Origin of the sequence: Yoonia vestfoldensis DSM 16212, assembly GCF_000382265.1 — a bacterium.
In the GTDB taxonomy this organism is placed as follows: domain Bacteria; phylum Pseudomonadota; class Alphaproteobacteria; order Rhodobacterales; family Rhodobacteraceae; genus Yoonia; species Yoonia vestfoldensis.
In genome coordinates, this window is sequence record NZ_KB907973.1 from 213,258 (window position 1) to 239,821 (window position 26,564).

30 protein-coding genes are annotated in these 26,564 nt (G+C 62.6%); 22 read left to right on the forward strand and 8 right to left on the reverse strand.

The window, feature by feature from the left end:
* Positions 1–41: 41 nt before the first annotated feature.
* A complete protein-coding gene (gene rlmN, locus H147_RS0101180; protein ID WP_019953500.1) occupies positions 42–1,217 on the reverse strand; it encodes a dual-specificity RNA methyltransferase RlmN in 1,176 nt (391 codons plus the stop codon).
* 125 nt (positions 1,218–1,342) lie between these two features.
* On the reverse strand, positions 1,343–1,873 hold the full coding sequence (locus H147_RS0101185) for an invasion associated locus B family protein (RefSeq protein ID WP_019953501.1): 531 nt from the start codon (positions 1,871–1,873) through the stop codon (positions 1,343–1,345).
* A gap of 200 nt (positions 1,874–2,073) precedes the next feature.
* Here H147_RS0101185 and H147_RS0101190 point away from each other — a divergent pair, with 200 nt between their 5' ends.
* From H147_RS0101190 to H147_RS0101230, 9 genes are all read left to right on the forward strand, one after another.
* Entirely contained in the window at positions 2,074–3,063 is a 990-nt protein-coding gene (locus tag H147_RS0101190) for an asparaginase (protein ID WP_019953502.1), read from the forward strand.
* A 21-nt stretch (positions 3,064–3,084) separates the two neighbouring features.
* Positions 3,085–3,873 (forward strand): exodeoxyribonuclease III, encoded by a 789-nt coding sequence (locus tag H147_RS0101195; RefSeq protein ID WP_019953503.1) that lies wholly within the window; start codon positions 3,085–3,087, stop codon positions 3,871–3,873.
* Entirely contained in the window at positions 3,870–4,895 is a 1,026-nt protein-coding gene (locus H147_RS0101200) for a zinc-binding dehydrogenase (RefSeq protein ID WP_019953504.1), read from the forward strand. Before H147_RS0101195 ends, H147_RS0101200 begins: the two co-directional genes overlap by 4 nt.
* A 142-nt stretch (positions 4,896–5,037) precedes the next feature.
* The gene (gene rsfS / locus H147_RS0101205; RefSeq protein WP_110570883.1) at positions 5,038–5,445 is read left to right on the forward strand and encodes a ribosome silencing factor; all 408 of its coding nucleotides are present in this window, start codon (positions 5,038–5,040) and stop codon (positions 5,443–5,445) included.
* Positions 5,445–5,915, forward strand: coding sequence for a 23S rRNA (pseudouridine(1915)-N(3))-methyltransferase RlmH (gene rlmH / locus H147_RS0101210; RefSeq protein ID WP_019953506.1), 471 nt, complete (start codon positions 5,445–5,447; stop codon positions 5,913–5,915). Before rsfS ends, rlmH begins: the two co-directional genes overlap by 1 nt.
* A 103-nt stretch (positions 5,916–6,018) precedes the next feature.
* Positions 6,019–7,533, forward strand: coding sequence for a 2,3-bisphosphoglycerate-independent phosphoglycerate mutase (gene gpmI, locus H147_RS0101215; protein ID WP_019953507.1), 1,515 nt, complete (start codon positions 6,019–6,021; stop codon positions 7,531–7,533).
* Positions 7,534–7,553: 20 nt separating this feature from the next.
* Entirely contained in the window at positions 7,554–8,597 is a 1,044-nt protein-coding gene (locus H147_RS0101220) for a murein hydrolase activator EnvC family protein (RefSeq protein ID WP_019953508.1), read from the forward strand.
* Positions 8,598–8,611: 14 nt separating this feature from the next.
* Positions 8,612–9,952 (forward strand): S41 family peptidase, encoded by a 1,341-nt coding sequence (locus H147_RS0101225; protein ID WP_026352154.1) that lies wholly within the window; start codon positions 8,612–8,614, stop codon positions 9,950–9,952.
* A 90-nt stretch (positions 9,953–10,042) separates the two neighbouring features.
* Complete coding sequence (locus tag H147_RS0101230) at positions 10,043–11,260, forward strand: aminotransferase-like domain-containing protein (protein WP_019953510.1); 1,218 nt, start codon at positions 10,043–10,045, stop codon at positions 11,258–11,260.
* Here H147_RS0101230 and H147_RS0101235 read toward each other — a convergent pair.
* Positions 11,245–12,891 (reverse strand): electron transfer flavoprotein-ubiquinone oxidoreductase, encoded by a 1,647-nt coding sequence (locus H147_RS0101235; RefSeq protein ID WP_019953511.1) that lies wholly within the window; start codon positions 12,889–12,891, stop codon positions 11,245–11,247. The genes H147_RS0101230 and H147_RS0101235 overlap by 16 nt on opposite strands.
* A gap of 215 nt (positions 12,892–13,106) precedes the next feature.
* On the opposite strand from H147_RS0101235, the gene greA reads away from it, so the two are divergent.
* From greA to zapE, 10 genes are read left to right on the forward strand one after another with little or no spacing between them, the layout of a single operon-like run.
* On the forward strand, positions 13,107–13,577 hold the full coding sequence (gene greA, locus H147_RS0101240) for a transcription elongation factor GreA (protein WP_019953512.1): 471 nt from the start codon (positions 13,107–13,109) through the stop codon (positions 13,575–13,577).
* A gap of 14 nt (positions 13,578–13,591) precedes the next feature.
* Positions 13,592–14,515 carry a hypothetical protein gene (locus H147_RS0101245; RefSeq protein ID WP_019953513.1) on the forward strand — a complete coding sequence of 308 codons (924 nt, stop codon included), beginning with the start codon at positions 13,592–13,594 and terminating at the stop codon, positions 14,513–14,515.
* A gap of 4 nt (positions 14,516–14,519) precedes the next feature.
* Positions 14,520–15,455: an AEC family transporter gene (locus H147_RS0101250; RefSeq protein WP_019953514.1), complete on the forward strand. Its 936-nt coding sequence runs from the start codon at positions 14,520–14,522 to the stop codon at positions 15,453–15,455.
* A 9-nt stretch (positions 15,456–15,464) separates the two neighbouring features.
* Positions 15,465–16,295: an S-formylglutathione hydrolase gene (fghA, locus tag H147_RS0101255; protein ID WP_019953515.1), complete on the forward strand. Its 831-nt coding sequence runs from the start codon at positions 15,465–15,467 to the stop codon at positions 16,293–16,295.
* On the forward strand, positions 16,292–16,738 hold the full coding sequence (locus H147_RS0101260) for a YaiI/YqxD family protein (protein WP_019953516.1): 447 nt from the start codon (positions 16,292–16,294) through the stop codon (positions 16,736–16,738). The genes fghA and H147_RS0101260 overlap by 4 nt, the downstream gene beginning before the upstream one ends.
* On the forward strand, positions 16,735–17,688 hold the full coding sequence (locus tag H147_RS0101265; RefSeq protein ID WP_019953517.1) for a DMT family transporter: 954 nt from the start codon (positions 16,735–16,737) through the stop codon (positions 17,686–17,688). Before H147_RS0101260 ends, H147_RS0101265 begins: the two co-directional genes overlap by 4 nt.
* A 28-nt stretch (positions 17,689–17,716) precedes the next feature.
* Entirely contained in the window at positions 17,717–18,340 is a 624-nt protein-coding gene (locus H147_RS0101270) for an HAD family hydrolase (RefSeq protein WP_019953518.1), read from the forward strand.
* Complete coding sequence (locus tag H147_RS0101275; RefSeq protein WP_019953519.1) at positions 18,337–19,251, forward strand: ornithine cyclodeaminase family protein; 915 nt, start codon at positions 18,337–18,339, stop codon at positions 19,249–19,251. The genes H147_RS0101270 and H147_RS0101275 overlap by 4 nt, the downstream gene beginning before the upstream one ends.
* A 16-nt stretch (positions 19,252–19,267) precedes the next feature.
* Positions 19,268–20,191, forward strand: a complete 924-nt coding sequence (locus H147_RS0101280) for an alpha/beta fold hydrolase (RefSeq protein ID WP_019953520.1) — start codon at positions 19,268–19,270, stop codon at positions 20,189–20,191.
* Between the two features lie 52 nt (positions 20,192–20,243).
* Positions 20,244–21,305: a cell division protein ZapE gene (gene zapE / locus H147_RS0101285; RefSeq protein WP_019953521.1), complete on the forward strand. Its 1,062-nt coding sequence runs from the start codon at positions 20,244–20,246 to the stop codon at positions 21,303–21,305.
* Between the two features lie 124 nt (positions 21,306–21,429).
* On the opposite strand, the gene H147_RS0101290 is transcribed toward zapE, so the two are convergent.
* From H147_RS0101290 to H147_RS0101300, 3 genes are read right to left on the reverse strand one after another with little or no spacing between them, the layout of a single operon-like run.
* Complete coding sequence (locus tag H147_RS0101290) at positions 21,430–21,738, reverse strand: P-II family nitrogen regulator (protein ID WP_019953522.1); 309 nt, start codon at positions 21,736–21,738, stop codon at positions 21,430–21,432.
* A 1-nt stretch (position 21,739) separates the two neighbouring features.
* Positions 21,740–22,720, reverse strand: coding sequence for a sodium-dependent bicarbonate transport family permease (locus H147_RS0101295; RefSeq protein WP_019953523.1), 981 nt, complete (start codon positions 22,718–22,720; stop codon positions 21,740–21,742).
* Between the two features lie 9 nt (positions 22,721–22,729).
* Positions 22,730–23,377 (reverse strand): carbonic anhydrase, encoded by a 648-nt coding sequence (locus H147_RS0101300; RefSeq protein ID WP_019953524.1) that lies wholly within the window; start codon positions 23,375–23,377, stop codon positions 22,730–22,732.
* A gap of 111 nt (positions 23,378–23,488) precedes the next feature.
* Here H147_RS0101300 and H147_RS20225 point away from each other — a divergent pair, with 111 nt between their 5' ends.
* The 3 genes from H147_RS20225 to H147_RS0101315 all read left to right on the forward strand — a co-directional run bounded on the left by H147_RS20225 (position 23,489) and on the right by H147_RS0101315 (position 26,166).
* A complete protein-coding gene (locus H147_RS20225) occupies positions 23,489–23,905 on the forward strand; it encodes a hypothetical protein (RefSeq protein WP_019953525.1) in 417 nt (138 codons plus the stop codon).
* Between the two features lie 72 nt (positions 23,906–23,977).
* Complete coding sequence (locus H147_RS0101310; RefSeq protein WP_019953526.1) at positions 23,978–25,354, forward strand: leucyl aminopeptidase family protein; 1,377 nt, start codon at positions 23,978–23,980, stop codon at positions 25,352–25,354.
* Positions 25,351–26,166 carry a C40 family peptidase gene (locus tag H147_RS0101315; RefSeq protein ID WP_019953527.1) on the forward strand — a complete coding sequence of 272 codons (816 nt, stop codon included), beginning with the start codon at positions 25,351–25,353 and terminating at the stop codon, positions 26,164–26,166. Before H147_RS0101310 ends, H147_RS0101315 begins: the two co-directional genes overlap by 4 nt.
* Here the strand turns inward: H147_RS0101315 and H147_RS0101320 are convergent.
* Together H147_RS0101320 and hemP are read right to left on the reverse strand one after the other, a co-directional pair.
* Complete coding sequence (locus tag H147_RS0101320) at positions 26,163–26,396, reverse strand: hypothetical protein (protein WP_019953528.1); 234 nt, start codon at positions 26,394–26,396, stop codon at positions 26,163–26,165. The genes H147_RS0101315 and H147_RS0101320 overlap by 4 nt on opposite strands.
* Positions 26,393–26,560: a hemin uptake protein HemP gene (gene hemP / locus H147_RS20450; RefSeq protein WP_019953529.1), complete on the reverse strand. Its 168-nt coding sequence runs from the start codon at positions 26,558–26,560 to the stop codon at positions 26,393–26,395. Before hemP ends, H147_RS0101320 begins: the two co-directional genes overlap by 4 nt.
* Positions 26,561–26,564: the final 4 nt, after the last annotated feature.

Sequence of the window (26,564 nt, forward strand, 5' to 3'; positions counted from 1 at the left end):
CACCATGAATTGGTGAAAATTTCGTTAGCCATGAATGAAAATCAGAGCCTGGCTTCCTGTGCAATCTGGGCCTTGGATTTGCGCGCGCGCTCCGTCGCGGATTTCAACTGGCCACAGGCGGCCATGATATCTTCGCCCCTCGGGGTGCGGATGGGCGAGGCATAGCCCGCCTTGTAGATGATGTCGGCAAAGGCGCGGATCCGGTTGTTCGACGACCGCTTGTAAGACGCGCCGGGCCATTCGTTGAACGGAATGAGGTTGATCTTGGCGGGGATGCCGTCGATCAGCTTGATCAGGCGGCGCGCATCGGCGTCGCTGTCGTTGACGCCGTCGAGCATCACATATTCGAACGTGATCCGTTCCGAATTGCTGACCTTGGGATAGCTGCGCAGGGCGTCAAGCAGGTCCGCGATCGGCCAGCGCTTGTTGATCGGGACCAGCTTGTCGCGCACCTCGTCCGTCGTCGCATGGAAGGAAATCGCGAGTTGGCAGCCGATTTCCTGTGCCGTACGCGCGATTTCCGGCACGACACCGGATGTCGACAGCGTGATCCGGCGGCGCGACAACTGGATGCCATGCGGGTCCATCGCGATCTTCATCGCGTCGCGGACGTTCTCGAAATTGTACAAAGGCTCGCCCATGCCCATGAGCACGATATTGGACAACAGCCGTGTTTCATCCTTGGGCGCGCCCTGCACAGGCCATTCGCCCAGATCGTCCCGCGCGACCATGACCTGCCCGATAATCTCGGCGGCGGTCAGGTTGCGCACCAGTTTCTGCGTGCCGGTATGGCAGAACGAACAGGTCAGTGTGCAACCGACCTGCGACGAAATACAAAGCGTGCCACGGTCGGTTTCGGGGATATAGACAACCTCGACCTCGTGGCCGCCCGCGATGCGTACCAGGTACTTGCGCGTTCCGTCGCTGCTGACCTGACGGGTCACAACCTCTGGCACGGTCATGACAAAGTTTTCGGCCAGCATGGCGCGATATTCTTTCGCCAGGTTGGTCATCAGCGCGAAATCGCGCACGCCCCAATGATAGATCCATTGCCAGATCTGGCCCACGCGCATTTTCGCCTGCTTTTCCGGCGTTCCGACCGCGATCAGCGCATCGTGCATCGCATCGCGGGTCATACCGACAAGGTTCGGCAGACCGTCCGGCACCTTGCGCGGAATGGTCAGCACGTCTTGCGTGATCGGGGCTTGGGCGTCCATGATGGGTCTTTCTGGCAGGATATCCCCGCCATATAGGCGAAAGGGCCGGTTTCCACAAGAAAACCGCCCCCATCTTCCGAGTATAAATATCCCCGCCGGAGGCAAGGATGTTTTTTACAGATCCATCAACCCGCGCAGCGGCTTGCCGCTTCGTCCACAGCGGCGGTGAACCCGATCAGGCTAAAGCGGTCGCTGGTCTGCGTGCCGCGCGACGACCGGCCGACGACCGTGGCATCAGCGCCCCGCTTCATCGCGGCGACAATACTGGCGTCATCGGCGGCAGAGGCGGGCCATGCGAAATTGCCCTCGGTGAACAATTCATAGGTTGTCTCGCCGATCCGTATCGTCACGACCGATCCGGGGGCAAACGGATAGCCGCCCGCAAACATTACCTGCCCTGCGATACTGTCGCCGGGGCGATAAAAGATGATCAGCTGGATATCGCCACGGTTCACATCGACCGCGTTCCCGTCGCGGGTGTTGATCGTCTCGACGGGGGCGGACACCGCCCAGCATTCACGCGGGCTTGCCTCGACATAAACCGCCCAGTCCGATGTCGCCGCGACGCGGTTTTCGCTCTGTTCTTGTGCCGTCGCCATGCCAGCCAGCATCATCGCCGCCAGCAATCCGCCCATCTTCATCGTTTTCAAGATCATCCTGTCGTCTCCAAACCGTCTTTGCCTCTGGACGTCCATCTGCACGCCCCAGATGCATCTTGCGGCACCCTTTTGGCTGGCAGGCACGTCTCTAACCCGATACGCTGACAGCTATCAAGAAAAAGCGCCTCTGGGAAACCCCCGAAAATTGCACTCGGCAAAGTAGCGCAGTAAAGGCACCGTTCTAAAAAAGGCAAAACATGATACATCCTGTTGATCTGGTCGAAGTCTGGCGCGGCGACCTGTGCGAAAGCCTGCATCAGGGCCATGCCGTCGTTTGCGACGACACAGGCGCAATCGTGCAGGCCTGGGGAAACCCGCAAGCGGTCATCTATCCGCGATCGTCCTGCAAGATGCTGCAGGCGCTGCCCTTGATGGAAAGCGGCGCAGGCGCGCATCTGAAGGGCGAACAGCTGGCACTGGCCTGCGCCTCGCATGAAGGTGCGCCGCTCCATGTGTCGATGGTGGGCGACTGGCTCGCCGATCTGGGGCTGGGGGACGATGATTTCCGCTGCGGTCCGCAGGCGTCGCGCGACAAGGACCTTTATCTGTCGATGATCCGCGCGCACCGCGAACCTTGCCGTATCCACAACAACTGTTCGGGCAAACATGCGGGTTTCCTGACGCTGACCAAGCATTTGCACGCAGGGCCTGAATATACCGAGATCGACCATCCGGTGCAGGTCGCCTGCAAATCCGCCTTCGAGGAAGTCACGCAGGAAACCAGCCCCGGCTACGGGATCGACGGTTGCACCGCCCCCAACCATGCCTGCACGGTCCACGGCCTTGCGCGCGCGATGGCGTTTTTCGCCTCGGCGCGGGACCGCCACGACACCCGCAGCACGGCGGCGCAGAAACTGACCGACGCGATGATGGCCTTTCCCGAACTCGTCGCAGGGCAGGGCCGGGCCTGTACGGAGCTGATGCGCGCGATGGATGGCAAGGTCGCAGTGAAAACCGGGGCCGAGGGCGTGTTCATCGCGATCATCCCTGAAAAGCGGCTGGGCGTCGCGCTCAAGATCACTGATGGTGCCACGCGCGCCAGCGAATGCGCGATGGCCGCCATTCTGGTCAAGCTTGGCGTTCTGAACGCCGCGCATCCCGCGGCAAAGGCGCGGATGACGCCGCCCGTGCTGAACTGGGATGGCCGCGTGACGGGCCATATCACGCCGACCGCCGCCCTTCTTTGATTTGCTGATAGAAAGCCTGCCATGCCCTTTACCCTTGCCACTTGGAACATCAACTCGGTCCGCCTGCGCGAAGAGCTTGTACTGCAATTGCTGCGCGACGAATCCCCCGACATCCTGTGCCTGCAGGAATGCAAGAGCCCGGTTGACCTGATCCCCGTCGCGCAGTTTCAGGCGCTGGGATACACCCACATGGTCGCGCGCGGGCAGAAGGGGTATAACGGTGTCGCCATCATCTCCAAGCTCCCGCTGGAGGAGGCCGGGGCCGAGGATTACGCAGGGCTGGGCCATGCCCGCCATGTCGCGGCGCGTTTGGAAAACGGCGTGACGATCCACAACCATTATATCCCCGCTGGCGGCGATATCCCCGACCGCGAGGTGAATGCCAAATTCGGCAACAAGCTGGATTACCTGACCGACATGCGCGACGCTTATCACGAGATGAAGCCTGAAAAGGCGATCCTTGTCGGCGATCTGAACATCGCCCCGCGCGAAGATGATGTCTGGAACCACAAGGCGCTGCTGAAGGTGGTCAGCCACACGCCCATCGAAGTCGATCATTTCGGGCAGGTGATGGACGCGGGCGGCTGGGTTGACGTGACGCGACAGGACATCCCGCAGGGCAATCTTTACAGCTGGTGGTCCTACCGATCACCTGATTGGGATGCCGCCGACAAGGGCCGCAGGCTTGATCATGTCTGGGCGACACCCGACATCAGTGGGGCGGCACACGGTTCGCGTGTGTTGCGTCATGTGCGTGGCTGGGACAAACCCAGCGACCACGCCCCTGTATTTGCGAGCTTTGATCTATGACACTTCCCACAACGATGCGCGCCCTTGTGCAATTGCACGATGGCTATGCCGGCACCCAGACCGGCCCCGACCTTGCCGATCCTGCGCCTTTTGTCGCCCTGCGGGACATTCCCGTGCCAACCCCCGGCAAAGGGCAGGCGCTGATTAAGGTGAAACTGGCCGCCGTGAACCCATCGGATATCCATTTCATCAAGGGTGAATACGGCCAGCCGCGTGTGGCAGGCCAGCCTGCTGGTTTCGAAGGCGTGGGCGAAGTTGTCGCCGGTGACACGCCGCTGGTAGGCCAGCGCGTCAGTTTCTTTGCCGGTGCTTCGGGCACATGGGCCGAATATGCGATGACCGACATCAGCGGGCTGATCCCCTGCCGCCCCGATCTGGCGGATGTGGATGCCGCAGGGCAGTTGGTGAACCCGCTGACCGCGATTGCGATGTTCGATCTCGTCAAGGACAGCGGTGCGGACAGTTTCGTGCTGAACGCTGCTGGTTCTCAACTGGGCAAGCTGCTGATCGCCTTGGGTCGGGATCATGGGATAGCACCCATCGCCGTTGTACGCCGTGCGGAACAGGCCGATGCCTTGCGCGCGCTGGGCGCGGCGGATGTGATCGTAACGGGCGCGGCTGATCCGCTGGATCAGGCGCGCGCCGTCTTCAAGACCCGCAAGCCGCGCATCCTGCTCGATGCCGTCGGTGACCAGTTCACCGCCGATCTCTTTTTTGCTATGCCGGGTGGCGCGCGTTGGGTCAATTACGGCAAATTGTCCACCGATGCGCCGAAAATCGCCGAGCTTGGGCAGATGATCTTTCAAGGCAAGCGAATCGAAGGTTTCTGGCTGACGCGCTGGATGAAAGAGGTCGACCCCGCGCTCATCCCTGCGGCCTTCGCGACCATTCAGGACCGTTTCGTCACAGGGGCATGGACCACCGATGTCGCGGGCATCGTGCCCTTGTCGGACGCGATGACGAAGCTGCCGGAGGTTCTGGCAAAGCCGGATGGCAAGGCGTTTATCGACCCGACCGCGTGATCCGGCATTGCCATCACGGTGTATTTCCGCCAAAGGAGCGGCTTGCCCTCTCGGATTTGTTGAAAAATGGCAGGGCGATTGCTAGTTTATAGCTATGCCCTGCGCCGAGGCTTTGTCGGCGCCAACCTAGGAGGACAATGCACTGTCTCTTTCTCCATCGGCTGCACCGGCAGCCAACACCGGAGCCCATGCCATGCAGGCTCTGAACACCGTGAACAGCGAAACCATTCTGGCGGCTGTCCTGCAATCCCTCGATGATGACAAAGGCGAAGACATCGTGCAGATCAATCTGCGCGGAAAGTCGGAAATGGGTGACTACATGGTCATCGCATCCGGCCGGTCGACGCGTCAGGTCTCGGCGATGGCTGAAAAGCTCACGGACAAGCTCAAGCAGGACCTTGGCATCATCTCCAAGACCGAAGGCAAGGATATCGGCGATTGGGTGCTGGTGGATACCGGCGACGTGATCGTTCACATCTTCCGCCCCGAAGTGCGCGAGTTCTACCAGCTTGAAAAGATGTGGCAGCCGGGCAAAGTCGCCGCCGGCTGATGCGCGTCCAGATTTGCGCCGTGGGCCGGCTGCGGCAGGGCCCGGAGCGCGAATTGTACGACGACTACCTGACCCGGTTCGACCGGACAGGACGGGCCTTGGCCCTTGGCCCCGCGCAACTGATCGAGGTCGAGCACAAGAAGGGTGGTGGCATGGTGGCGGAAGCCGCATTGCTGCGCCGCACGGTGCCGGATGGCGCGATGATCTGCACGCTCGATGAACGTGGCAAGGTGATGAGTTCACCGCAGTTTGCCGACCTTCTGGCGCTGTGGCGCGATCAGGGGCGGCAGGACGTGGCCTTTGTGATCGGTGGCGCGGACGGGATCGATCCCGCCCTGCGCGCGGATGCGGATGCTTCCTTGAGTTTCGGTGCGATGGTCTGGCCGCATATGCTGGTGCGGGTGATGCTGGCCGAACAGCTGTACCGTGCAGCGTCGATCCTTTCGGGCGGGCCGTATCACAGACTTTGATGCGCTCCGCGCGGGGAGTATTTTTGGAAAAAAGAAGTTGCCTGTCGGGTTGGCGCTGGACTGATCCGGCGGTATGACACGCGGGCAAGTGAAGGAGTCCTCCATGTCCGCACCCAAACCTGTCGTTCTGTGTATTCTCGATGGCTGGGGCCTGCGCGACGACGCTGAAGGCAATGCGCCCAAGCTCGCCCATACCCCGCATTTCGACGTGATCATGCACGGGCCGCGCGCGAAGCTGCTGACGCATGGCAATGATGCGGGCCTGCCGACCGGACAGATGGGCAATTCGGAGGTCGGGCACACCAATATCGGCGCGGGTCGCGTCGTGGCGATGGACCTCGGGCAGATCGATCTGGCGATCGAGGATGGTTCGTTCTACCGCAACCCGGCTCTGCTCGCGTTCATCGCGGCTCTGCGCGCCAGCGGCGGCGCGGCGCATCTGATGGGGTTGGTGTCGGATGGCGGTGTGCATGGGCATCTTCGCCATATCGCCGCCGCAGCGCGCGCGATCAGCGATGCGGGCGTGCCGGTGATTGTGCATGCGCTCACGGACGGGCGCGATGTCGCTCCGTCTTCGGCCCGTCATTTCATGACGGAGCTGATGGAAATGTTGCCACCACAGGTGCGGATCGCCACGGTGACCGGGCGCTATTTCGCGATGGACCGCGACAATCGCTGGGACCGGGTGGAAACTGCCTATCGTGCCATTGCGCAAGGGCAGGGCGTGCCCGCCGATGATCCGCTGGCGGCGGTTGCCGCGGCGCAGGCGCTGGGCCAGACCGACGAATTCATCCCGGCGCATATCATCGGAGATTACGCGGGGTTTGCGCCCGGTGACGGGCTGTTCTGCCTGAATTTCCGGTCCGACCGCGCGCGCGAGATATTGGCGGCCATCGCCGATCCTGATTTCGATGGCTTCGGGCGGGAAAAGCCAGCGCTGGCCTCTTTGCTCGGGATGGTGTCTTATTCCGATCGTCACGACGGCTGGTTCGAGACCGTCTTTCCCAAGCGCGACATCCAGAACACGTTGGGGGCTTGGGTCGCGCAGCACGGTCTGCGCCAGTTTCGGCTGGCCGAGACCGAGAAATATCCGCATGTGACGTTTTTCCTCAATGGCGGGGTCGAGACGCCCTATCCCGGCGAGCACCGCCATATGCCGCAATCGCCCAAGGTTGCGACGTATGACCTGCAGCCCGAAATGTCCGCCGCCGCCGTGACGCAGGCGTTTGTGGAGGCGATCGGCGCGGGCTATGACCTGATCGTCACGAATTACGCCAACCCCGATATGGTCGGGCATACCGGCGACATCGCGGCCGCGGTGAAGGCCTGCGAGGCCGTTGACGCGGGTCTGGGTGCTGTGCTTGCCGCGCTGAAGGCGGCAGGCGGTGCGATGATCGTCACGGCAGATCACGGCAATTGCGAAACCATGATCGATCCGGTCACGGGCGGGCCGCATACGGCGCATACGCTGAACCCCGTGCCTGTGGCGCTGGTCGGTGGGCCTGACGGCGTGACCCTGCGGGATGGGCGTCTGGCCGATCTCGCGCCCACGGTTCTGGACCTCATGGGGCTGGACCTGCCGCCTGAAATGACCGGCCGGACCCTGATCCGGCGATGAGATTTGTCGCTCTCCTTATCATGTTGGCGCTGCCTGCCGCCGCCCAGCAAACGGCAGACGAGGCCGCCCGGCAGCTTTTGGCGGCCAATGCGCAGCTTGGCGCGGCGGAAGGGGCCGCCGATCAGGTGACGGCGCTGACCCAGACGGTGCAGGCCTATGAGGCCGGGCTGATCGCGATGCGCCAGAGCCTGCGCGAGATCACCGAGCGCGAGGCTGTGCTGGCCTCTGAGCTTGCCGCGCGCCGGGACGAAATCGCCGGGCTGCTGATGGTGCTGGCCAGTATCGGCCAAAGCCCGCAGCCCGTGATGCTTGCCAACCCCGAAGGACCGGTGGGTGCGGTGCGCGCGGGGATGATGATCGCCGATCTGGCGCCTGCCTTGCGCGATGATGTGGCAAGGCTTCAGGGCGAGCTTGACACATTGCGCGACCTGCGTGACCGGCGGGTTGCTGCGGCGGATATGCTGCGCGAAGGGCTGGATTTTGCGCAGACGGCGCGGGCATCGCTTGGGCGCGCGATTTCGGAAAGGCAGGACGTGCCGCGCCTTTTCGTCGAAGATCCGGCCCAGACAGCCCAGCGTATCGCCAGCGCCGAGACATTGGGCGCGCTGGCTGCCGAATTGGCGGCACTGGGGTCGCCCGGGGATAGCACGCGAGAACCAGCCGCCGATCTGCCGCTGCCTGTCGCGGGGATCATCAGCACCGGCACCCGTGAACGCCCCGGCATCACAATCGCTGCGGCCCCCCGCGCGCTGGTCACATCCCCTGTGCGCGCGACGCTGCTGTTTCGTGGACCCTTGCTCGACTATGGCAATGTGATCATTCTGGAACCCGCCGAGGATGTGCTTTTCGTGATCGCCGGCATGGCCGAGGCCTTTGGAGAGCCGGGCGAGATCATCGAGGCCGGTGCGCCACTTGGTCTCATGGGGGGCGACGTGGGCATGGATGACGCTATGATCGGTCACAATCAGGCGATTGAAGCGGGCCAAACCGCGCAGCCCCTTTATCTTGAGGTGAGAGGCGGGCAAGGTTCCGTCAACCCGGACGCGTGGTTCGCGCTGGAATGAAAATGGGGAATGACATGAAAAAGCTGATGATGGCTGCGACAGGCGGTGCCGTGCTAGGGCTTCTGGTGACAAGCCAGGTGGCAGGGCCGCTGTTGGCGCAGGAAACCGGCGACGGTGGCAGCGTCTATGAACAGCTTGATCTGTTCGGCGATATCTTCGAACGGATCCGCGCGGGCTATGTCGAAGAGGTCGACGACAAGGCGCTGATCGAAGCGGCGATCAACGGTATGCTCACGTCGCTTGATCCGCATTCCAGCTATCTGTCTGCCGAGGATGCCGCCGCGATGCGGGTGCAGACATCGGGCGAATTCGGTGGTCTAGGGATCGAGGTCACGCAGGAAGAAGGCTGGGTCAAGGTCGTATCCCCGATGGATGGCACACCGGCGGATGCCGCGGGGATCATGGCGGGCGATTATATCACGGCGGTCGATGGCGAAAGTGTCATGGGCTTGACGCTGGACGATGCCGTTACCCTGATGCGCGGCCCCGTCGGATCTGAAATCGTGATCACTGTTGTCCGCGAGGGCGAGGTGGAACCTTTCGAGGTTTCGATCATCCGTGACACGATCAAGCTGACCGCCGTGCGGACCCGGACCGAAGGCGACGCCGTCGTGTTGCGGGTGTCGACCTTCAATGAACAGACCTTCCCCAACCTGCGCGACGGCATGGCCGAACAAGTCGAAGCCGCGGGCGGGATTGAGAACATCGACGGGATCGTGCTGGATTTGCGGAACAACCCGGGCGGGCTGCTCAATCAGGCGATTTTCGTTGCCGATGCGTTCCTTGACGCGGGCGAGATCACATCGACGCGCGGCCGCAACCCCGAGGATGGGGACCGCTTCAACGCCACACCCGGTGATCTGGCCGAAGGCAAGCCGATCGTGGTGCTGATCAACGGCGGGTCCGCATCCGCGTCTGAAATCGTCGCCGGTGCCTTGCAGGATCATCGCCGGGCGATCATCATCGGTACCAATTCCTTTGGCAAGGGGTCGGTCCAGACCGTTGTACCGCTGCGTGGCGAAGGGGCAATGCGCCTGACGACATCGCGCTATTACACGCCATCGGGACGGTCCATTCAGGCCTTGGGCATTTCGCCCGACATCATCGTGGAACAGCCGCGCCCGCAGCCGGTATCGGAAGAGGATGAAACCGCGCCGATCACCCGCTCCGAAGCGGATCTGCGCGGTGCTTTGAACAACGGCCTGTCCGATGACCAGCTGCGCCAGATCGAGGAAGAGCGCGCCCGCGCCGAGACAGCCGCCCAGCTGCGCGAGGAAGATTACCAGCTTGCCTATGCGATCGACATCCTCAAGGGGTTGAACGCGCTTGGCCCGCTGCGCGCCAGCGGGAACTGATCGCGCAGTTAAGTCAGTATTGTTGACTTAGCATGTGTTCGCGGTAAACCTTTCCAGTGACCGGATCATCGGTCATTGGGGAGGGCTTTCATGCGGTGGGAACAGGTGTTCGCGACACGGATCGCGCGGATGAAGGCGTCCGAGATCAGGGAACTTCTCAAGCTTCTGGATCAGCCCGACATCATCTCATTCGCGGGTGGTATTCCCGATCCGGCGTTGTTTCCGGCGCAGGCGTTTCAGGCGGCCTATGCCGATATCTTCACATCGGGCGATCATACGGACGCGCTGCAATATTCCGTCAGCGAAGGCTATGCGCCGCTGCGCCGCTGGCTGGCGGACCACATGGCGGGTCTGGGTGTGCCCTGCGGGATCGACAATATCCTGATCACGTCAGGATCGCAGCAGGGGCTGGATTATCTGGGCAAGCTGTTCCTGTCGCCCGGTGATACCGCCCTTGTCGGCTGGCCGACATATCTGGGGGCCTTGGGCGCGTTCAACGCCTATGAGCCGCATTACGACCGCCTGTACACCCACGGCAACCGCGCGCCTGCTGACTACGCCGACATGGCGGCGGCCAAGGGCGGGGCGGTGAAATTCGCCTATATGTCCGTCGATTTCGCCAATCCGACAGGTGAAACCATCGACCGTGCCGGGCGCGACAACGTGCTGGCGCTGGCCGAGGTGCTGGATATCGCCGTGATCGAGGATGCGGCCTATCAGGCGCTGCGTTATGACGGCGAGGCGATCCCCCCGATCCTTGCACTGGAAATCGCGGCCAAGGGCGATATCGACGCCTGCCGGACCATCTATTGCGGCAGCTTTTCCAAGACGCTGGCACCGGGGTTGCGGGTGGGCTGGGTCGTGGCGGCCAAGCCTGTGATCAGCCAGCTGGTGCTGATGAAACAGGCGGCGGACCTGCATTCCTCCACGATCAACCAGATGGCCATCGCGCGGGTGGCGGAAACCGTTTTCGCCGATCATGTGGCAAATTTACGCCAGACCTATCGCGCGCGGCGCGATCATATGCTGAAACGACTGGCCGAAAATATGCCAGACGGTGTGACATGGACCAAACCCGAAGGCGGCATGTTCGTCTGGATCACCCTGCCTGCCCATGTCGACGGGGCCGAATTGCTGGCGAATTCACTGCAAAGCGCGCGGGTGGCTTTTGTGCCCGGCCGTGCGTTTCACGCGGACGGATCGGGCGGTAACACGATCCGTCTGAGCTTTTCACTGGCCGACGAGGCGACGATCGACACAGGGATCAGCCGCCTTGGCGCATTGATCCGCGATCACATATTGGGGTAATTCGGCCCGTCGCCGCCCTGCGGGACGGTCCAGACGATGTTCTGGCTGGGGTCCTTAATATCGCAGGTCTTGCAATGCACGCAGTTCTGGAAATTGATCTGGAACCGCGTGTCATCACCCGTGCCCACGAATTCATAGACCCCCGCCGGACAATAGCGCGCTGACGGGCCTGCGAATTTCGGCAGGTTCACCGCCACCGGGATGGTGGGGTCGATCAGTTGCAGATGCGCAGGCTGGCTTTCCTCGTGGTTGGTAAAGCTGAAGGCGACATTGGTCAGCCGGTCGAAGGACAGCTTGCCGTCGGGCTTGGGGTAATCGATGGGTTTGTGCTTGTCTGCGGGTTCTGTCGCCAAGGCATCGGATTTGCCGTGCTTGAGCGTGCCCAGAACGCCGATCCCCAGCGTGTTCATCCACATATCCGCGCCGCCGATGCCCAGCGAGGCCATCAGCCCGTATTTCGACCACAGCGGTTTGACATTGCGGACCTTTTTCAGATCCTTGCCAATCTCGCCCTTGCGCACCGCGCTGTTGTAATCGTCCAGCGCGTCACCGCTACGCCCTGCCTTGATCGCCGCAACGGCGGCTTCGGCGGCAGCGATGCCCGACAGCATGGCGTTATGGTTGCCCTTGATGCGCGGCACGTTGACCATGCCCGCCGCACAGCCGAGCAGCGCACCGCCCGGAAAGGCCAGTTGTGGCATCGACTGGAACCCGCCTTCGGAAATCGCGCGCGCACCATAGGCCACGCGCTTGCCGCCTTTCAGCAGCTCCGCCACCATCGGGTGATGTTTGAACCGCTGGAATTCCATGTAGGGAAAGACATAGGGGTTCTTATAATTCAGGTGGACGACGAAGCCAACATAAACCTGATTTTTGTCAAGGTGATAGATGAAAGACCCGCCGCCTGCGTTGCTGTCCAGCGGCCAGCCCATCGTATGCGTCACGGTGCCGGGCCGGTGCTTTTCCGGGTCGATCTCCCAGATTTCCTTCATGCCGAGGCCGTATTTTTGCACGTCGGATTTCGCATCCAGATCGTATTTTGCGATCACCTGTTTGGACAAGGATCCGCGCACGCCTTCGCCAAGGAACACGTATTTGCCATGCAATTCCATGCCGGGTTCATAGTTCGGGCCTTGGGTGCCATCGGGGTTCTTGCCGAATTCACCCGCGACCACGCTTTTGACCTCGCCATCGGCGCCGTAAACCAGTTCAGAACAGGACATGCCGGGGAAAATCTCGACGCCCAGTGCCTCGGCCTGTTCGGCCATCCAGCGGCAGACATTTCCCATCGACACGATGTAATTGCCGTGGTTGTTCATCAAGGGCGGCATCAGGATATTGGGAATGCGCAGTTGCCCCGCTTCGCCCAGCATGTAGAAATTGTCGTCGGTCACGGGCACGTTCAGGGGCGCGCCCTTGGCCTTCCAGTCAGGGATGAGCTTGTTCAGGCCAACAGGGTCAAGCACCGCGCCCGACAGGATATGCGCGCCGACTTCCGACCCTTTTTCCAGAACGACCACGTTCAGATCGGCATCAAGCTGTTTCAGGCGGATCGCCGCGGACAGACCTGCGGGGCCTGCGCCAACGATCACGACATCATATTCCATCGCTTCGCGTTCGATCTGGGTCATTGTCTATCCTTTAGAAAAACGGGCCTTTGAAGATCGGGGGACGCCCCCTTTTATCCGGTCGCAGCAAGAGTTACCTGATGCGGTGGCACGGGGCAATCAAGACACAGCGTCAAAATGCGCCAGTGCGCGCCTTATCGCGGCAGGCCTTGACTTTGCTCTGCCCTGATAGGCTATGAACGTCGGACTGATATTTTTCGCCCGGGAGGGCCTGCGAGATGGAAAAGATTCCACTGACCCGTGCGGGTTTCGACAAGATCGATGCCGAGTTGAAGCATCTGAAGACCGTGGAACGCCCCGCGATCATACGCGCGATCTCGGAGGCGCGCGAACATGGCGATCTGTCGGAAAACGCCGAATACCATTCCGCCAAGGAAAAGCAGTCCTTTATCGAAGGGCGCGTGAAGGAACTGGAAGGCGTGATTTCGTTGGCCGAGGTGATCGACCCGTCCAAATTCTCGGGCCCCGTCAAATTCGGCGCGACAGTCCTGTTGGTCGACGAGGACACCGACGAGGAAAAGACCTACCAGATCGTCGGTGAATACGAGGCCGACATCGAAAGCGGCAAGCTGAACATGAAATCACCCCTGTCGCGTGCCTTGATCGGCAAGGACGAAGGCGACAGTATCGAGGTCAGCACGCCCGGTGGGGTGCGCAGCTACGAGATTTTGAAGATCACCTACAAATAGAAAGCGCGCATCGCATGCCGCAGAGGCCGCACACCGATGATCTGCAAGGGTTTACGCAGACAGAAGCCGCGGCCGCGGTACTGTCGGTTTTCTGGATCGCGGGCATTGGCCTTTTCTTCTGGTATCTGCCTGACGATGCCGGCGGTCTGCGCCCTGTGGTGATGCTGCTTGCGATGTTTGTGCCGGTCGGCATGGCGTGGGTCGCGTTCGTCTCTGGGCGCGCGGCGCGCCGTATGGCTGCTGAAACGCAGCGGCTGGAAACGGCAATTGATGCCTTGCAACAGGCCGTGCTCGCCGCGAAACCGGCCCCCGCTGCACCCGTGGCAGAACCCAAATCCGAGGCTGCGACATCACGTTTCGCCTCGCGCCGCGAGGTGTCGCGCCTGATCGTGCCGCGCGCCGCCCCGCAAAGGCAGGCCGACCAGCCCACGCTTGCGCTGGGTCCCGGACCCGAGGATGACGACCCGCCGCTGGAGCGCCCCGATCTGGTGCGCGCCTTGAACTTTCCCGAAAATCAGGATGACACCGATGGCTTCGCCGCGCTGCGCCGTGCCTTGCGCGACAGGCGTGCGCGCCGTCTGGTGCAAGCGAGCCAGGACGTGCTGACGCTCTTGTCGCAGGACGGCATCTATATGGACGACCTGCGCCCCGAACCCGCGAGCGCCGATCTCTGGCGCCGCTTTTCCAAGGGCGAACGCGGGCGCAGCATGGATGCATTGGGCGCTGTCCGCGACCAGGCGGCGCTGTCGCTTGTCGCGGGACGGATGCGCGAAGACACGATTTTCCGCGACGCCGTGCATCATTTCATGCGCCGTTTCGACGAAATCCTCGTGACGTTCGAGGAAAACGCCACCGACACCGACCTGTTGGAACTGGCTGAAACGCGCACCGCGCGGGCTTTTATGCTGCTTGGACGCGCGACACGGACCTTCGACTAGGCGCATGTGGGACATCTTTCTCAAGACGCTGCCGTTCTTCATGCTGATCGCCCTTGGCTACGGGTCGGGCCGGACGAAATTCTTTTCCGCTGAAGCCACGGCCTATCTGACAAAATTCGTGTTCTATTTCGCGCTGTCGGCGATGCTGTTCCGGTTTTCGGCCAATCTGTCGCTGGATGCGATCCTCGACTGGCAATTCGTCTTTGCCTATCTGGTGGGGACCAGCGTCGTATATGTGCTGGCCACATTGGTCGCGCTGCGCCGCCACCGCCCGATGACCGAAGCCGCGGTCGAGGCGCAATGCGCCGTGATCGGCAACGTCGGTTTCCTTGGCATCCCGATGCTCGTCCTGCTTTTGGGCGAGGCGGCGATCGGCCCGATCATGCTGGTGCTGGCGGTCGATCTGATCGTGTTCGGCAGTCTGATCGTCATCCTGATCACGGGATCGCGTGACGGGCGCATGTCGCCCCTGATCCTTGTCACGGTGTTCACGGGGCTGATCAAGAATCCGATGATCGTGTCGATCACGCTGGGGCTGACGGTGTCGTCCTTTGGCTGGGCTGTGCCTGTCCCCGTCAACGAATTTCTGGTCCTGCTGGGGGCTGCCGCGACACCCGGCGCTTTGTTTGCCATAGGTGCGTCGCTGGCCACGAAATCGGCCGAACGCGTCGCGGTCGCAGGCTGGCTGACGTTCTGCAAGCTGGTGCTGCATCCTGCAGCGGTGGCCATCGCCGCCCTTTTGGTCTTTACAATCGACCCCTACGCTGCAGGTGTGATGATCGCGGCCGCCGCCCTTCCGGTGGCGGGCAATGTGTTCATTCTGGCGCAGCATTACCGCGTCGCGCCTGCGCGTGTTTCGGCATCGATCCTGCTGTCGACGGCGGGCAGCGTGGTGACGGTGTCACTGGTGATCGGCTGGGTCACGGGATTCATGGGATAGGACAGACTGATGAAAACAATCGCGGAAAACCGCTGTTTCGGCGGCACACAGGGCGTTTACAGCCATGCATCGGACGCCTGCGGCGTCGATATGACATTTGGCCTGTTCCTGCCCGAAGAGGCCGCAGATGGCCCTGTGCCGGTGTTGTGGTTCCTGTCGGGGCTGACCTGCACGCATGAAAACGCAATGATCAAGGCGGGCGCGCAGGGCTGGGCCGCCGAGCAGGGGATCGCGGTGGTATTTCCAGACACATCGCCGCGCGGCGAAGGTGTCGCCAATGACGAGGCTTACGATCTGGGGCAGGGGGCGGGGTTTTATGTGGACGCTACCCAAGACCCTTGGGCGCCGCATTTCCAGATGCGGGATTACGTCAGCCGCGAATTGCCCGACCTGATCGGGGTCAATTTCTCGCTCGACATGGACCGTCAGGCGATCACCGGCCATTCGATGGGCGGGCATGGTGCGCTGACGCTGGCGATGGGCTTGCCGGGGCGGTTCCGGTCTGTCTCTGCCTTCGCGCCGATCTGCCATCCCACGCGCAGCGACTGGGGCCGCAAGCAGTTCACCGCCTATCTGGGCGCGGACGAGGCGGCATGGGCCGCGCATGACGCGACGATCTTGATGAAGGAGCGGGGCTTTGACGGTCCTGTGCTGATCGACACCGGCACGGCGGATCAGTTTGGCGACTTGCTGGGCACCGAACATCTGGCCGCCGCGATGGCCGCGCGCCGACAAGACGGGGTGCTGCGCCTGCAAAAAGGCTATGACCATTCGTATTTCTTCATCGCGACCTACATGGAAGACCACGTCGATTTCCACGCGCAGGCGCTTTACGCATGATTTACATTGATGCCGATGCCTGCCCTGTGAAGGCAGAGGTGGAACGCGTCGGAACCCGCCACGGTCTGCGGATGTTCGTGGTGTCAAACGGCGGCATCCGGCCTTCACCCAATCCGCTGGTCGAAACCGTTGTGGTGCCGGACGGGCCTGACATTGCCGATATCTGGATCGCGGATCGTGCCACCAAGGGCGATGTCGTGATCACGGGCGACATTCCGCTGGCGGCACGTTGCATCGCAAACGGCGCACTGGTGCTCAAACATAACGGAGAGGCGCTGACGCAGGCCAATATCGGCAACGTGCTGGCGACGCGCGATCTGATGGCCGACATGCGCGCCGCCGACCCATTCCGGCAAGGCGGCGGCAAACCTTTCAGCAAGGCTGACCGCGCACGGTTTCTCGACGCGCTCGAACGCATGGTCCGTGCGGCGGCGCGCGAATGACGGCGCTGTCGCCCAAGGCGCTGGGCGCGCTTTGCGCGGTGCTGGCGGTGGTGTTCTTTTCGGCCAATGACGTGGCGATCAAATCGCTGAGCGATGGCTATGCCCTGCATCAGGTCGTGCTGATCCGGTCCTTCATCGGGCTGGCCTTCATCCTTGCGCTCATCGCACCCTTGACCGACGGTTTTGCCATCGCGCGGACCAAGCGGCTGAAGATGCATTTGCTGCGCGGCGGTTTTGTCGTCTTCGCCAACCTGACCTTCTTCCTCGCCCTCGCCGCCATGCCACTGGCCGAGGCGGTGGCGATATTCTTCATCAGCCCGCTGGTCATCACCATCTTTTCGGTCCTGTTTCTGGGCGAAAAGGTCGGGCCACGACGCTGGGCGGCGATTGCACTGGGTTTCGCGGGCGTGCTGATCATGGTGCGCCCCGGCACGGCGGCGTTTCAACCTGCGTCCGTGCTGCCGCTGGTGTCGGCGACTTGCTATGCCGCGATGCATGTGATGACGCGCCGGATCGGCGGCACGGAAAGTGCGGCGACAATGGCGTTCTACATCCAGATCGTGTTCATCATCGTCTGCACCGCAATGGGGCTGACGGTGGGCTGGGGCCAGTTCGCGGACCAGTCCGACCCGTCGCTGGCGTTTCTGCTGCGCGCATGGGACTGGCCGCAGATGGCGGATATGCCGGTGTTTGTGGTCATTGGGGCGGGTACAGCCTTTGCCGGTTATCTGATCAGCCAGGCTTACCGCGTGACCGAGGCGTCCTTTGTCGCCCCTTTCGAATACCTTGCACTGCCGATGGCGGTGGTCTGGGGGATGGTGGTGTTCGACGAATTTCCGGTCCTTGCCGATTATCTGGGGATGGCACTGATCATGGCGGCGGGGCTTTTCATGCTGTGGCGCGACGCGCAAAAACCACCTGCCGGTTTACAGCGCCCGCTGCGGCGCTAAGCTGTGCAGAACCAAAGCAGGAGCAGTCATGTCCCAGATCAACGCGGTCATCTTTGACATCGGAAATGTGCTGATCGAATGGCAGCCGGAACGATTCTTCGACAGCGTGATCGGTGCGGAACGCCGCAAAGCCATGTTTGCCGCGATTGATCTGCACGGGATCAATGATGTGGTCGACCGGGGTGGGCATTTCCGCGACACGATCCAGGCCGCCGCTGACGCCAACCCCGACTGGCGCGACGAGGTCCTGATGTGGCACGACCGCTGGATCGACATGGCAGCGCCCGCCATCGACCATTCCGTCCGCCTGCTGCGTGCGCTACGCGCCAACGGCGTACCGGTCTTTGCGCTGACCAATTTCGGCATCCAGACGTATCAGATCGCCGAACCTGTCTATCCGTTTCTGGGCGAGTTCGACCGGCGCTATATCTCTGGCCATATGGCAGTCATCAAACCCGACCCCCAGATATATGCCATGGTCGAGGACGATTGCGGGCTGGACCCTGCAACGCTTTTGTTCGCCGACGACCGGATCGACAATATCAACGCCGCCGCCGCGCGCGGTTGGCAGACGCATCTGTTCACGCATCCCCAAGGCTGGGCCGACCGCCTTGTCGGGGCGGGGCTCTTGTCAGAAAGCCAAGCCCGATGACCGTGATGATCCCCTTCGCCGAAGCCGATGCCATGCTCGACTGGCTCGCCCTGACCGATGCGCTGGCCGCAGGGCATGAACGGCCAAAGGCCGATGTGGCCGATGTGTTCCTGTACGAAGGGGCGAACACCTTGCTCAACCGTTCCGCCTGGATCGCGGGGCTGGGGCTCGCGGTGAAATGCGCCACGATCTTTCCGGGCAACAAGGCGCTGGGCAAGCCCGCCATAGGTGGTGCGGTGAACCTCTTTTCAGGGCAGGACGGGGCGCTGGAAGCGATCCTTGATTTCCATCTGGTGACGAAATGGAAAACCGCCGGTGACAGCTTGCTGGCCGCGCGCCGCCTGGCGCGCCCTGACAGCCGCAACATCCTGATCGTGGGGGCTGGCACCGTGGGCCAGTCGCTGCGGCAAGCCTATGGCGCGGCCTTTCCGGACGCACGCTTCACCGTCTGGAACCGCTCCGCCGAAGCGGCAGAGGCGTTCCGCCAGACCTTTCCCGATGTGACCATCGCGCAGGATCTGGAACAAGCGGTGCGCGAGGCCGACATCGTGACCTCTGCCACCATGTCCACCGCCCCGCTGATCAAGGGCGATTGGCTGCGCCCCGGCACCCATGTCGACCTGATCGGCGCCTACCGTCCCGACATGCGCGAGGTCGATGACGCCGCCCTGCAAAAGGCGCGGATCTTCGTCGACAGCCGCGACACGACGACCCACCATATCGGCGAGCTGAAGATCCCGATCGCCACTGGGGTCATTTCAGAAAAAGATGTTCTTGCGGATTTCTATGCGCTAGATCGCTTTGAACGTGAAAGTCAGGACGAAGTTACCCTTTTTAAGAACGGCGGCGGTGCCCATCTTGATCTGATGACATGCCGGCACATTCTGGACGTCTGGCAAACGCGGCAGTGATAAAGGACGCGGCGTTATGTGGTATCTGGTTTCTTTTCTTGCGGTCCTTGTCGCCGTCGCGGCGTTGCCCATCTGGCTGGAACGGCGGCGGATCACGATCGGACCCGCGCAACGCCAGAACGCCAAGGGCGAATTCGCGGTGCTGTCCCAAGGTGTCACCTATTACCGCTGGCTGGGGTCGGCGCGCGGCCCTGTCGCGGTGCTGGTCCACGAAATCGCGACACCTTCGGTCGCGATGTACGATCTGGCCGAAGGGCTGGGCCGAATGGGCTATCGCGTGCTGGTCTATGATCTTTACGGGCGGGGCTTGTCGGACGCGCCGCGCGGGCGGCAGAACGGCGCGTTCTTTCTGCGGCAATTATCGGACCTCTTGAACCATCAGGACGTTCCGGATGAAGTGACGCTGGTCGGCTATTCCATGGGCGGTGCGATCGCGACGCTGTTCACCGCGCGGAACCCGCACCGGGTGACGCGGCTGATCCTGTTCGCCACGGCCGGGATCGTGACCCCCGAGGATGATTTCGCACGCTTTTGCAGGCGGACACCCGTGATCGGTGACTGGGTCCACGGCATGTTCGCGCGCCGCCGTATTCTCGATGCGATTCCGGCGGATGGGCCAAACCCGAATTTGAATGTCGTCAGATACGCTCAGCGCGAAGAGCTGAACCGCAAGGGATATCTGCGCGCGATCCTGTCCAGCAGGCGCGGCGTCCTGTCCGAGCGCTTGGAAAAAGAGCATCGCAAGATCGCCAAGATGGCGCTGCCCGTCATCGCGATCTGGGCCGAAGATGACGAGGTGATTCCGCTTTCCGCACTTGGCCTGCTTGCCCAGTGGAACCGCAGCGCGCATCACGAGGTCGTGGCAGGCGCAGGCCATGCCATGCCCTACAGCCATCCCACCGAAGCGATGAAGGCGCTGCGCATCGGCTTGCGGGACTGATCCTGGCGGCAGGGTGCTTTTCAAGGCAGCACGGTGACGCTATGCAGCGCGCATGACACTCCAACAGGCATATGAGGCCGCCGTCGCTGCGGGAAAACTGACGCCTGATCGGGCGCAACAGGACGCCTTGCCCGAACTGGAACGGATCAGGGTGGCGCTGGCCGTGCCCGTCAAATCGGGGGTTTTCCGCAAGACACCGCCGCCTGCAAAGGGCCTTTACCTGTGGGGCGGGGTCGGGCGCGGCAAATCCATGCTGATGGATATGCTTTTTGCTGCCGTGGATGCGCCCAAGGAACGCCGCCATTTCCACGCTTTCATGCAATGGGTCCATGCCGAAATCGCGCTGGCCCGCAAGGACGGGGTGGATGACGCCATCGCGCCGGTGGCGGCAAAGCTGGCCGGGCGTGTGCGGTTTCTGGCCTTTGACGAGATGCAGATCAGCGACATCACCGATGCGATGATTGTGGGGCGACTGTTCACTGCGCTGATGGCGGCGGGGGTCGTGGTGGTGACCACCTCGAATCGCCCGCCGGATGATCTCTATCTCAACGGGTTGAATCGGCAGCTGTTCCTGCCGTTCATCGCGCTTCTCAAGGACCGGATGGTGGTGCATGAACTTGCGAGTGCGACCGATTACCGGCAGGACAGGCTGGCAGGCAGCCCCAGCTATTTTACTCCGATCAATGCTGACGCCCGGGCCGCGATCAACGCTATCTGGGATGATTTCAGCATGGGCCAGTCCGAAGCGCTGGTGCTGCATGTCAACGGACGGCAGGTGACGCTGCCGCGGTTTCACAACGGCGTCGCGCGGGCGACATTCTATGATCTCTGCGGCCGCCCGCTGGGCCCTGCGGATTATCTGGCGCTGGCCGATGCCGTGCGCGTCCTGATCCTTGAAGATATCCCCGCCCTGTCGCGCAGCAATTTCAACGAGGCCAAACGCTTTGTCACGCTCATCGACGCGCTTTACGAGGCCAAGGTGCGGCTGATCTGCGCGGCCGCCGCCAGCCCCGAGATGCTGTATCTGGAAGGCGAAGGCACGTTCGAATTCGCCCGTACCGCCAGCCGCTTGCGCGAAATGCAATCGGCGGGATGGGGGCAGGCGGCAGGATAAAGACTTTCTGGCCTCCGGCGGGGATATTTCCACTCGGAAGATGCACAGACCTAAATCCTCATCTTCCGAGCCCCAATATCCCCCGCCGGAGGCCTCGACGTTTTTTCCGCGCGGTCCGCGCGGATCAGAACCGTTCGGCACGCAGCACATGCGCATCAGTGACGCTGACGACGCCGATATGTTTCTTGACCACCGCAAAGATCGCATCCAGCAGGCCGTCCAGCCGCTCAGGCTTGATCAGGCAAACGACGCTGACCATGCCTGCGCGCCCAACCTGTCCGTCGCGGGACCATTGGCCGGACCGTCCCGACCCGCCCAGCACCGGCAGCACCGTATAGCCGGTGACACCGGCAGCGGTCAGGGCATCGGTCAGGCGGCGTTCCAGCGGGGCTTCGATGACGATCTCGACGCGTTTGGCGATATGGGTCTGCATGTCAGGCTCCGGTCACGGCTTGGGCGATGGCAAGATAAAGCGGAATGCCCAGCGTCAGGTTGAAAGGGAAGGTGACGCCCAGCGACAGGGTCAGATAGACGGCCGGATTGGCCTCTGGCAAGGCGACACGCATCGCGGCGGGCACGGCGATGTAACTGGCCGAGGCGCAGAGCACCATCATCAGCACCACGCCGCCCAGCGACAACCCGATCAGCGCCCCGATGCCCAGCCCGATCATGGCGCTGACCAGCGGCATGGCGATGGCGAAACCAACGGCGCCCATGCCCAGGACGCCGCGTGATTGACGCAACCCGCGTCCCGCGATCAGCCCCATGTCGAGCAGGAACAGGCACAGCACGCCTTTGAACGGGGCCTCGATGAAGGCGCTGATCTCTGCAAAGCCCTTTTCGCCGGTGATGGCCCCGATGAAGAAGGCCCCGACAAGCAGCACGATCGACCCGTTCAACAGCAATTCGCGGATCAGGCCGGGGTCCATCCTTGCCTCTCCGCTGCCGCTGCGCGCGACAAGCCAGAGCGCCGACAGGATCGCGGGTGCCTCCATCACGGCCGCTACGGCGACCATGTACCCTTCGGAGGAGATCATCCGTCCGTTCAGGACTGATGTCGCTGCAACGAAGGTGACAATGCTGATCGACCCGTAATGTGCGGCGACGGCGGCGGCGTCGATGGCAGACAGCCCGGTCATCACCCGCAGCAGCCCAAAGGCCAGGAGCGGCAACACGAACGACAGCACCAGCCCTGCGATCAAGGCCAGCACCAACGTCTGGTCGATCCCATGCGCGCTGACCGCGACGCCGCCCTTGAACCCGATGGAGAAGAGCAGATAGATCGACATGCCCTTCGCCACCGCCTCTGGAATGGTCAGGTCGGAGCGTGCCAGCGCCGCAAGCAACCCCAAGGCAAAGCTCAGGATGATCGGCGAGATCAGGTTGGCCCCCGCAAGGGACAGGATTTCGGTCATGTCAGGCTTTCACAAAGGGACAAAGAGATCGCGATCCGGGTCGTAGGTTTCGAGCCGGCCTTCGCCGATGTTCTTCCATAATCCGTGTAGGGTGATGCTGCCATCCAGCACCGCAACGCGGATGAACGGGAACGTCATCAGGTTCTGCAACGAAACCAGAATTGACGCCTTTTCCAACGCCGTTTTTCGGCTGGCGTCGTCCCCGGCGGGCAGGGCGTGATAGGCAGGACGCATGATGTCGAGCCAGCGGCCCACGAAACTTGTCTGTTCGTTCAGTTCCGGCGCGTGGCCTGCGCACATGTTGTAGCAGCCTTCGACACCGCCGCAGCCCGAATGGCCAAGCACGATCAGATGTTCGACTTTCAGGGTCCGCACCCCGTATTCCACCGCAGCCGAGGTGCCGTGGTGCAGGCCGTCGGGTTCGTAATGCGGGATCAGGTTCGCGATATTGCGGTGGATGAACAATTCGCCCAAATCCGCACCGAACATCGAAGTGACATGCAGACGGCTGTCGCAGCAGGACACCACCATAATCCGCGGGCGCTGCCCCTGGGTCGCCAATTCACCGAAAACCGCCTTGTTGGCTTCGAAGACGGTCGATTTCCAGCCGTGATAGCGCTTGACCAGATAGGCCGGAAGCGGGCGGACGTATTGCATGCATCAATCCTTGCGACTTGCGACTGGATACGTCGCATTTTCGGGAATTTCGAGCTATTTTTCACTGTTGCGTCAACCTTATGGGAAGCTCGGTGGTTTAGGACTGCGGGCATGGACAAGACCGTACCCTTCCCCATGCCGCGGCATCGCCCCGAGTGCGAGGTGGTGATTCTGCGCCCGCTGGAGCACCCGCGTCAGGATATGCCGCTTGTTGCGCATGCCTTCGCCGACAGGTCGCAGCGCGAAGCTGAGGATATGCTTTGCGCCATTCTGGAAGGGATCGCCGACTGGCTGGACCTGTTGCAACAGGGGCTGGCGGCTGGAAATCACGGCATGATCGGCAAGCCCGCCCGCCGGATCGCGCTGGTTGCGGGCCAGATCGGGTTGACGGATGTCGCAATCGCTGCCGACCATGTCGTGCAATGTGCGACCCGTGGCGACAGGCACGCGCTGGCCGCAACAATCGGGCGACTGGAGCGCGCGTTCGACATTGCAGTGACAAAAGTGTGGGATTTCCGCGATCCGTGACCACAGGATGGCCCTTGCAGCCCCGATGGCGACCGTTAGTCTGGCATGTGACCTGACCAGACTGGATGAACCATGCCGCTTTCTTTTGCTCCTGCCGACATGTCGGCGATCCCCGTTCATGTCGTGCAAGCCGATGAGGCGGCGGACTATCTTGCCGCTTTGCCCGCTGCCGGGCAGGCTTGGGCGCGGCATCAGGCATTCGCGGGGACCCTGGGGCAGGTGCTGGTGCTGCCCGATGCGCAGGGTGCCGTTGCACAGGTGGTGGTTGGATACGGATCACCGAAAGGGCGCGCGCGCGCGCGCTTTCATATGGGCGCGGTTGCGCGGCAATTGCCCAAAGGGACCTACCGGATCGCGTCCGGCTTGGCCGGACCTGATCTGGAGGAGGCATCGCTTGCCTGGTTGTTGGCAGGCTATCAGTTCGACCGCTACCGCAAGCCCGCCGAGCCGATCGCGGGGTTGATCGCGCCGGACGGCATCGACGCCGCGCGCACAGAGATCATCGCGCAGGCCGAGGCACTGACGCGCGACCTGATCAACACGCCTGCATCTGACATGGGACCGCAGGAGCTTGAGGACGCCGCGCGCACAGTGGGCGAGGCTTATGGCGCGGCGATCACCGTCACGACAGGCGACGACCTGATCGGGGCGTTTCCGCTGATCCATGCCGTCGGGCGCGCCAGCACCCGCGCGCCGCGCCTGATCGACATGCGCTGGGGTGACGCGGGGCCAACGCTGACGCTGGTCGGCAAGGGCGTGTGTTTCGATACCGGCGGGCTGAACATCAAGCCGGGTGCATCCATGGGGCTGATGAAAAAGGACATGGGCGGGGCCGCGACCGTACTGGGGCTGGCGCAGATGATCATGGCGCTGGGCCTCAAGGTCCGCTTGCGCGTGCTGATACCGGCGGTGGAAAACAGTATCGCGGGCAATGCTTTCCGTCCGCAGGACATCCTGCCGTCGCGCAAGGGGCTGACGGTCGAGATCAACAATACCGATGCCGAAGGGCGGCTGGTCCTGGCCGATGCGCTGGCACTCGCGGATGAGGAAAGCCCTGATCTGGTGATCTCCATGGCCACACTGACGGGGGCAGCGCGGGTTGCGGTGGGGCCGGACCTGTCGCCGTTCTTTACCGACCACGACGATCACGCCGCCGCGATTGCAACCGCTGCGCGGCAGGTGGCCGACCCTGTCTGGCGGATGCCGTTCCACGACCCTTATGAGGCGCTGATCGAACCGGGCATTGCCGATCTGGATAACGCGCCGGGCGGTGGCATGGCGGGCAGCATCACGGCGGCGCTGTTTCTGCGGCGTTTTGTGCAAAGCCCTTATGTGCATTTCGACATTTACGGCTGGCAACCATCTGCAGCCCCGTCGCGCCCCAAAGGTGGCGTCGGCATGGGCGCACGGGCGCTGCTCGCGGCCCTGCCGCGCCTTTTGAAACTGTGACCGACCGCCGCCTGACGCCTGCGAATGGCCGTGTCGCCGCCTTGCATCTGGCGGGGCAGGTCACGGCGGACCGCTATCTGGCGGGACAGCCGATGATGCTGGTCCGCCCTGTCAGCGATCTGTGTGCGGCACCTGCGGGGGCGCGCGACCGGCAGATGCTGTTGGGCGCCGTTGTCACGGTGTTCGAGGATCGGGACGGCTGGTCCTTTGTGCAAGGCGCGGATGGCTATGTCGGCTATGTCGCGTCAGACCGGCTGGGCGCGGTGCAAGTGGCGACCCATATGGTCGGCACCATGGCGACCCATGCCTATCTGGCCGAGGATATGAAATCGCCCGATGTGATGGCGCTGCCGTTCGGGGCGCGTGTCACGGTTCTGGATGAACGATCGAAGTTCTTTGAAACGACGCTGGGCTATGTTCCGAAAAAGCACCTGCGCCCGCTGGACCGGCCTTTTACCGATCCCGCCACTGTCGCGCAGTTGCATTTCGGCGTGCCCTATCTCTGGGGTGGCAATTCCACGCGCGGCATCGATTGTTCGGGTCTGGTGGCGGCGGCATTTGGGGCTTGCGGTGTCCCGTGTCCTGCCGACAGCGACCTGCAATGCGCGGGGCTCGGTGTCGATTTCACAGGACCTGCGCGGCGGGGCGATCTGGTCTTCTGGCGGGGGCATGTCGCGATGATGGTGGACGAGGCGACGCTGATCCATGCCAATGCGCATCACATGGCCACCAGCTATGAACCGCTTGAGGCCGCGACGCTGCGCATTGCAGCCCAGGACGGCGGGTCGGTGACCGCGCGCCGCCGCATCTAGTGCAGATAGGCCGGCGTCTCGGGCCGCTGCACCAGCATCTGCCTGATCCGTAGGCCGGATGACCCTGCCGTCGCCGTCAGGTGCGGGGCCAGATCGGCACGCCTGGCGCAGCGCCCTTGGGACCCTTTGCACCAAAGCCGCCGATAGATGACGACGCAGGCTTCCACATCATCAAGCTGGGACAGGCGGGCGGTCGTTTGATTGCACAGCAACGGATCATCCAGGCTCATTTCGTCAGGATCAGCTTGCCAGCGCGGGTGATCCGCAAGGTATAGGTCTGATCACCCAGCACGATCAGCGCCTGGTTACCGCCCTCGGTCAGGCTGGCGGCATCATGCGCTGGCAAGACCCGGGTCGCCTGCGCTTCGGACGGGGGAAGAGTGTGAACTGTCATTTGC

Coding starts and splice junctions, on each gene's coding strand:
- rlmN (WP_019953500.1), bottom strand. CDS start 1,217: ATGGACGCCCAAGCCCCGATCACGCAAGACGTGCTGACCATTCCGCGC.
- H147_RS0101185 (WP_019953501.1), bottom strand. CDS start 1,873: ATGATCTTGAAAACGATGAAGATGGGCGGATTGCTGGCGGCGATGATG.
- H147_RS0101190 (WP_019953502.1), top strand. CDS start 2,074: ATGATACATCCTGTTGATCTGGTCGAAGTCTGGCGCGGCGACCTGTGC.
- H147_RS0101195 (WP_019953503.1), top strand. CDS start 3,085: ATGCCCTTTACCCTTGCCACTTGGAACATCAACTCGGTCCGCCTGCGC.
- H147_RS0101200 (WP_019953504.1), top strand. CDS start 3,870: ATGACACTTCCCACAACGATGCGCGCCCTTGTGCAATTGCACGATGGC.
- rlmH (WP_019953506.1), top strand. CDS start 5,445: ATGCGCGTCCAGATTTGCGCCGTGGGCCGGCTGCGGCAGGGCCCGGAG.
- gpmI (WP_019953507.1), top strand. CDS start 6,019: ATGTCCGCACCCAAACCTGTCGTTCTGTGTATTCTCGATGGCTGGGGC.
- H147_RS0101220 (WP_019953508.1), top strand. CDS start 7,554: ATGTTGGCGCTGCCTGCCGCCGCCCAGCAAACGGCAGACGAGGCCGCC.
- H147_RS0101225 (WP_026352154.1), top strand. CDS start 8,612: ATGAAAAAGCTGATGATGGCTGCGACAGGCGGTGCCGTGCTAGGGCTT.
- H147_RS0101230 (WP_019953510.1), top strand. CDS start 10,043: ATGCGGTGGGAACAGGTGTTCGCGACACGGATCGCGCGGATGAAGGCG.
- H147_RS0101235 (WP_019953511.1), bottom strand. CDS start 12,891: ATGACCCAGATCGAACGCGAAGCGATGGAATATGATGTCGTGATCGTT.
- greA (WP_019953512.1), top strand. CDS start 13,107: ATGGAAAAGATTCCACTGACCCGTGCGGGTTTCGACAAGATCGATGCC.
- H147_RS0101245 (WP_019953513.1), top strand. CDS start 13,592: ATGCCGCAGAGGCCGCACACCGATGATCTGCAAGGGTTTACGCAGACA.
- H147_RS0101250 (WP_019953514.1), top strand. CDS start 14,520: ATGTGGGACATCTTTCTCAAGACGCTGCCGTTCTTCATGCTGATCGCC.
- fghA (WP_019953515.1), top strand. CDS start 15,465: ATGAAAACAATCGCGGAAAACCGCTGTTTCGGCGGCACACAGGGCGTT.
- H147_RS0101260 (WP_019953516.1), top strand. CDS start 16,292: ATGATTTACATTGATGCCGATGCCTGCCCTGTGAAGGCAGAGGTGGAA.
- H147_RS0101265 (WP_019953517.1), top strand. CDS start 16,735: ATGACGGCGCTGTCGCCCAAGGCGCTGGGCGCGCTTTGCGCGGTGCTG.
- H147_RS0101270 (WP_019953518.1), top strand. CDS start 17,717: ATGTCCCAGATCAACGCGGTCATCTTTGACATCGGAAATGTGCTGATC.
- H147_RS0101275 (WP_019953519.1), top strand. CDS start 18,337: ATGACCGTGATGATCCCCTTCGCCGAAGCCGATGCCATGCTCGACTGG.
- H147_RS0101280 (WP_019953520.1), top strand. CDS start 19,268: ATGTGGTATCTGGTTTCTTTTCTTGCGGTCCTTGTCGCCGTCGCGGCG.
- zapE (WP_019953521.1), top strand. CDS start 20,244: ATGACACTCCAACAGGCATATGAGGCCGCCGTCGCTGCGGGAAAACTG.
- H147_RS0101290 (WP_019953522.1), bottom strand. CDS start 21,738: ATGCAGACCCATATCGCCAAACGCGTCGAGATCGTCATCGAAGCCCCG.
- H147_RS0101295 (WP_019953523.1), bottom strand. CDS start 22,720: ATGACCGAAATCCTGTCCCTTGCGGGGGCCAACCTGATCTCGCCGATC.
- H147_RS0101300 (WP_019953524.1), bottom strand. CDS start 23,377: ATGCAATACGTCCGCCCGCTTCCGGCCTATCTGGTCAAGCGCTATCAC.
- H147_RS20225 (WP_019953525.1), top strand. CDS start 23,489: ATGGACAAGACCGTACCCTTCCCCATGCCGCGGCATCGCCCCGAGTGC.
- H147_RS0101310 (WP_019953526.1), top strand. CDS start 23,978: ATGCCGCTTTCTTTTGCTCCTGCCGACATGTCGGCGATCCCCGTTCAT.
- H147_RS0101320 (WP_019953528.1), bottom strand. CDS start 26,396: ATGAGCCTGGATGATCCGTTGCTGTGCAATCAAACGACCGCCCGCCTG.
- hemP (WP_019953529.1), bottom strand. CDS start 26,560: ATGACAGTTCACACTCTTCCCCCGTCCGAAGCGCAGGCGACCCGGGTC.